Source organism: Amycolatopsis pithecellobii (assembly GCF_009707865.1).
Lineage (GTDB): Bacteria > Actinomycetota > Actinomycetes > Mycobacteriales > Pseudonocardiaceae > Amycolatopsis_E > Amycolatopsis_E pithecellobii.
Window position 1 is genome coordinate 1 of record NZ_WMBA01000123.1, and the last position, 5,273, is coordinate 5,273.

Genomic DNA, 5,273 nt, shown 5'->3' on the forward strand with positions numbered 1-5,273 from the left:
TTTTTGTGGGTTCCTTTGAGATTGATTTTCGAGTCGATCGAACTTGTCATTGTTGGAGAGTTTGATCCTGGCTCAGGACGAACGCTGGCGGCGTGCTTAACACATGCAAGTCGAACGCTGATCCGGTTTTGGCCGGGGATGAGTGGCGAACGGGTGAGTAACACGTGGATAACCTGTCCTGCACTTTGGGATAAGCCTGGGAAACTGGGTCTAATACCGAATAGGACCTTGTGCCGCATGGTGTGGGGTGGAAAGTTTTTTCGGTGTGGGGTGGGTCCGCGGCCTATCAGCTTGACGGTGGGGTGATGGCCTACCGTGGCGACGACGGGTAGCCGGCCTGAGAGGGTGTCCGGCCACACTGGGACTGAGACACGGCCCAGACTCCTACGGGAGGCAGCAGTGGGGAATATTGCACAATGGGCGGAAGCCTGATGCAGCGACGCCGCGTGAGGGATGACGGCCTTCGGGTTGTAAACCTCTTTCACCAAGGACGAAGCGGGAGTGACGGTACTTGGGGAAGAAGCACCGGCTAACTACGTGCCAGCAGCCGCGGTAATACGTAGGGTGCGAGCGTTGTCCGGAATTATTGGGCGTAAAGAGCTCGTAGGCGGCTCATTGCGTCGGGTGTGAAAGACCGGAGCTTAACTCCGGTTCTGCATTCGATACGGGTGGGCTTGAGTTCGGTAGGGGAGACTGGAATTCCTGGTGTAGCGGTGAAATGCGCAGATATCAGGAGGAACACCGGTGGCGAAGGCGGGTCTCTGGGCCGATACTGACGCTGAGGAGCGAAAGCGTGGGGAGCGAACAGGATTAGATACCCTGGTAGTCCACGCTGTAAACGTTGGGCGCTAGGTGTGGGTGACGTCCACGTTGTCCGTGCCGTAGCTAACGCATTAAGCGCCCCGCCTGGGGAGTACGGCCGCAAGGCTAAAACTCAAAGGAATTGACGGGGGCCCGCACAAGCGGCGGAGCATGTGGATTAATTCGATGCAACGCGAAGAACCTTACCTGGGTTTGACATGCACAGGACAGCTGCAGAGATGTGGTTTCCCTTGTGGTCTGTGTGCAGGTGGTGCATGGCTGTCGTCAGCTCGTGTCGTGAGATGTTGGGTTAAGTCCCGCAACGAGCGCAACCCTTGCCCTATGTTGCCAGCACGCCCTTCGGGGTGGTGGGGACTCGTGGGGGACTGCCGGGGTCAACTCGGAGGAAGGTGGGGATGACGTCAAGTCATCATGCCCCTTATGTCCAGGGCTTCACACATGCTACAATGGCTGGTACAGAGGGTGGCGATATCGTGAGGTGGAGCGAATCCCTTAAAGCCGGTCTCAGTTCGGATCGTAGTCTGCAACTCGACTGCGTGAAGTCGGAGTCGCTAGTAATCGCAGATCAGCAACGCTGCGGTGAATACGTTCCCGGGCCTTGTACACACCGCCCGTCACGTCATGAAAGTCGGTAACACCCGAAGCCCATGGCCCAACCCTTCGGGGAGGGAGTGGTCGAAGGTGGGACTGGCGATTGGGACGAAGTCGTAACAAGGTAGCCGTACCGGAAGGTGCGGCTGGATCACCTCCTTTCTAAGGAGCACAACACATCCGTCCATGGTGGGGGTGACCTTGTCGTGGATGGGGTGGCTGGAACTCAGTGCCCGATCGTGGTGCTGTTCCAGACGCTCAAGGAATTGTGGACCTACTGGTTGATGTTTGGATGCCGGCTTGCTGGTGTGCTGAGTACTGCCTTCTTGTGTGGGTGTGGAAAGGTTTATCGGGGTTGGTGTGTAAATGTTCCTGGCGCACTGTTGGGTCCTGAGGCAACACGCCTGGGGCTGCCGGGGTGAGGGTTTTCTTGCCTGTGGTGGTTGTGGTGGTTGTTTCTGGGTGTGGTGTTTGAGAACTGGAGAGTGGATGCGAGCATCTTTGTGGTCAAGTTTTTATGGGCGCATGGTGGATGTCTTGGCATCAGGGGCCGATGAAGGACGTGGGAGGCTGCGATAAGCCTCGGGGAGCTGTCAACCGAGCTGTGATCCGAGGGTGTCCGAATGGGGAAACCCGGCCGTCGTTATGGACGGTCACTCCGACCTGAATATATAGGGTTGTGAGAGGGAACGCGGGGAAGTGAAACATCTTAGTACCCGTAGGAAGAGAAAATACTAATGATTCCGTGAGTAGTGGCGAGCGAAAGCGGAGGAGGCTAAACCAGGTGTGTGTGATACCTGTCAGGGGTTGCGCATTTGGGGTTGTGAGACTCATCTTCTCAATGCTGACACGTTGAGCGCTGCGTTGCATGGTTAGTGGAATGTTCTGGGATGGACAACCGGAGTGGGTGAGAGTCCCGTACGCGAAAACTGTGTTGATTGTGGTGTGGTGGTGTTCTCGAGTAGCAGCGAGCTCGTGGAATTTGCTGTGAATCTGCCGGGACCACTCGGTAAGCCTAAATACTTCCTGGTGACCGATAGCGGACTAGTACCGTGAGGGAAAGATGAAAAGTACCCCGGGAGGGGAGTGAAAGAGTACCTGAAACCGTGTGCCTACAAGCCGTCAGAGCCGCGCTGTGGTCTTTGGATTGCAGTGGTGATGGCGTGCCTTTTGAAGAATGAGCCTGCGAGTTAGTGCTGCGTGGCGAGGTTAACCCGTGGTGGGGTAGCCGTAGCGAAAGCGAGTCTGAATAGGGCGTTGTAGTTGCGTGGTCTAGACCCGAAGCGGAGTGATCTACCCATGGCCAGGCTGAAGCGCCGGTAAGACGGTGTGGAGGGCCGAACCCACCAGGGTTGAAAACCTGGGGGATGAGTTGTGGGTAGGGGTGAAAGGCCAATCAAACTCCGTGATAGCTGGTTCTCCCCGAAATGCATTTAGGTGCAGCGTCGCATGTTTCATGGTGGGGGTAGAGCTACTGGGTGGCCTAGGGGCCTGACCGGGTTACCGAAGTCAACCAAACTCCGAATACCATCATGTGAGAGTGTGGCAGTGAGACGGCGGGGGATAAGCTTCGTCGTCGAGAGGGAAACAGCCCAGAACACCGGCTAAGGCCCCGAAGTGTGTGCTTAGTGGGAAAGGATGTGGGATTGCCCAGACAACCAGGAGGTTGGCTTAGAAGCAGCCATCCTTGAAAGAGTGCGTAATAGCTCACTGGTCAAGTGGTCCTGCGCCGACAATGTAGCGGGGCTTAAGCACACCGCCGAAGCCGTGTCACGACAACATAAGGTTTAACGACTGTTGTGGTGGGTAGGGGAGCGTCCTGCGCCCGGTGAAGCAGCCGCGTAAGCGAGTTGTGGAGGGTGTGGGAGTGAGAATGCAGGCATGAGTAGCGATTGCAGAGTGAGAATCTCTGCCGCCGGATGACCAAGGGTTCCTGGGTCAAGTTTGTCTGCCCAGGGTGAGTCGGGACCTAAGGCGAGGCCGACAGGCGTAGTCGATGGACAACGGGTTGATATTCCCGTACCCGCGCATGGTCGACAAGGGCGAGGCGCATGATACTAACCACCCGAGCTGCTGGAGGTTTTCGGACTGAGAGTGGTGAGCGTGGGGCCTGAGTGTGTAGTAGTTGAGTGATGGGGTGACGCAGGAAGGTAGCTCCGCCAGTGAGTGGTTGTACTGGTGTAAGCGTGTGGCCCGAGTGGTAGGTAAATCCGCTGCTCTATAGGGTGAGGCGTGATGCGTAGCCGTTGTGGTGAAGTGAGTGATCCTATGCTGTCGAGAAAAGCCTCTAGCGAGAACATGTGTGGCCCGTACCCTAAACCGACACAGGTGGTCAGGTAGAGAATACTGAGGCGTTCGGGTGAACTGTGGTTAAGGAACTCGGCAAAATGCCCCCGTAACTTCGGGAGAAGGGGGGCCAAAGCACTTGAGGTACCTAGCGTACTAGGGTGAGTTGGCCGCAGAGACCAGCGGAAAGCGACTGTTTACTAAAAACACAGGTCCATGCGAAGTTGTAAAACGATGTATATGGACTGACGCCTGCCCGGTGCTGGAACGTTAAGAGGACCGCTTAACCCCTTTGGGGGTGAAGGTGAGAATTTAAGCGCCAGTAAACGGCGGTGGTAACTATAACCATCCTAAGGTAGCGAAATTCCTTGTCGGGTAAGTTCCGACCTGCACGAATGGCGTAACGACTTTCCGGCTGTCTCAACCACAGGCCCGGTGAAATTGCATTACGAGTAAAGATGCTCGTTACGCGCGGCAGGACGGAAAGACCCCGGGACCTTTACTATAGCTTGGTATTGGTTTTCGGTTCGGTTTGTGTAGGATAGGTGGGAGACTGTGAAGTCATCACGCTAGTGGTGGTGGAGTCGTTGTTGAAATACCACTCTGGTCGGATTGGGAATCTGAACCTGGGACCGTGATCCGGTTCAGGGACAGTGCCTGGTGGGTAGTTTAACTGGGGCGGTTGCCTCCTAAAGGGTAACGGAGGCGCCCAAAGGTTCCCTCAGCCTGGTTGGCAATCAGGTGGTGAGTGTAAGTGCACAAGGGAGCTTGACTGTGAGACTGACGGGTCGAGCAGGGACGAAAGTCGGGACTAGTGATCCGGCACCTCCTGGTGGAAGGGGTGTCGCTCAACGGATAAAAGGTACCCCGGGGATAACAGGCTGATCTTGCCCAAGAGTCCATATCGACGGCATGGTTTGGCACCTCGATGTCGGCTCGTCGCATCCTGGGGCTGGAGTAGGTCCCAAGGGTTGGGCTGTTCGCCCATTAAAGCGGCACGCGAGCTGGGTTTAGAACGTCGTGAGACAGTTCGGTCCCTATCCGCCGCGCGCGTAGGAGACTTGAGGAAGGCTGTCCCTAGTACGAGAGGACCGGGACGGACGAACCTCTGGTATGCCAGTTGTCACGCCAGTGGCATGGCTGGTTGGCTACGTTCGGGAGGGATAACCGCTGAAGGCATCTAAGCGGGAAGCCTGTTCCAAGATGAGGTCTCCCACCCTTTGTGGGGTAAGGCTCCCGGTAGACGACCGGGTTGATAGGCCAGGAATGGACGCACAGTAATGTGTTTTCGAGTTGACTGGTACTAATAGGCCGAGGACTTGCCCACGAAGCTGCTACGCATCCACTCTCCGGTCCTGAAACACCACACCCTGTTCCACGAATGGTGGGACACACTGTTTGATAACTTCATTCTCTAGTTTTGGACACACATGTTGTGTTCGCTAGTGTTTCGGTGGTTTTGGCGGTGGGGAAACGCCCGGTCCCTTTCCGAACCCGGAAGCTAAGCCCACCAGCGCCGATGGTACTGCACCCGCCAGGGTGTGGGAGAGTAGGACACCGCCGAACTTCTTTTC

Annotated in this window: 3 rRNA genes; all 3 read left to right on the plus strand. The window is 56.4% G+C overall.

Features of this window, described 5'->3' with window-relative positions:
* Positions 1-49 precede the first annotated feature (49 nt).
* The 3 genes from GKO32_RS37510 to rrf all read left to right on the plus strand — a co-directional run bounded on the left by GKO32_RS37510 (position 50) and on the right by rrf (position 5,265).
* Positions 50-1,575 (plus strand): 16S ribosomal RNA (locus GKO32_RS37510).
* A 343-nt stretch (positions 1,576-1,918) separates the two neighbouring features.
* Positions 1,919-5,026 (plus strand): 23S ribosomal RNA (locus GKO32_RS37515).
* 122 nt (positions 5,027-5,148) lie between these two features.
* Positions 5,149-5,265: ribosomal RNA gene (gene rrf, locus GKO32_RS37520) — 5S ribosomal RNA — on the plus strand.
* The 16S, 23S and 5S rRNA genes sit together here, the layout of an rRNA operon.
* The last annotated feature ends 8 nt before the right edge of the window (positions 5,266-5,273 follow it).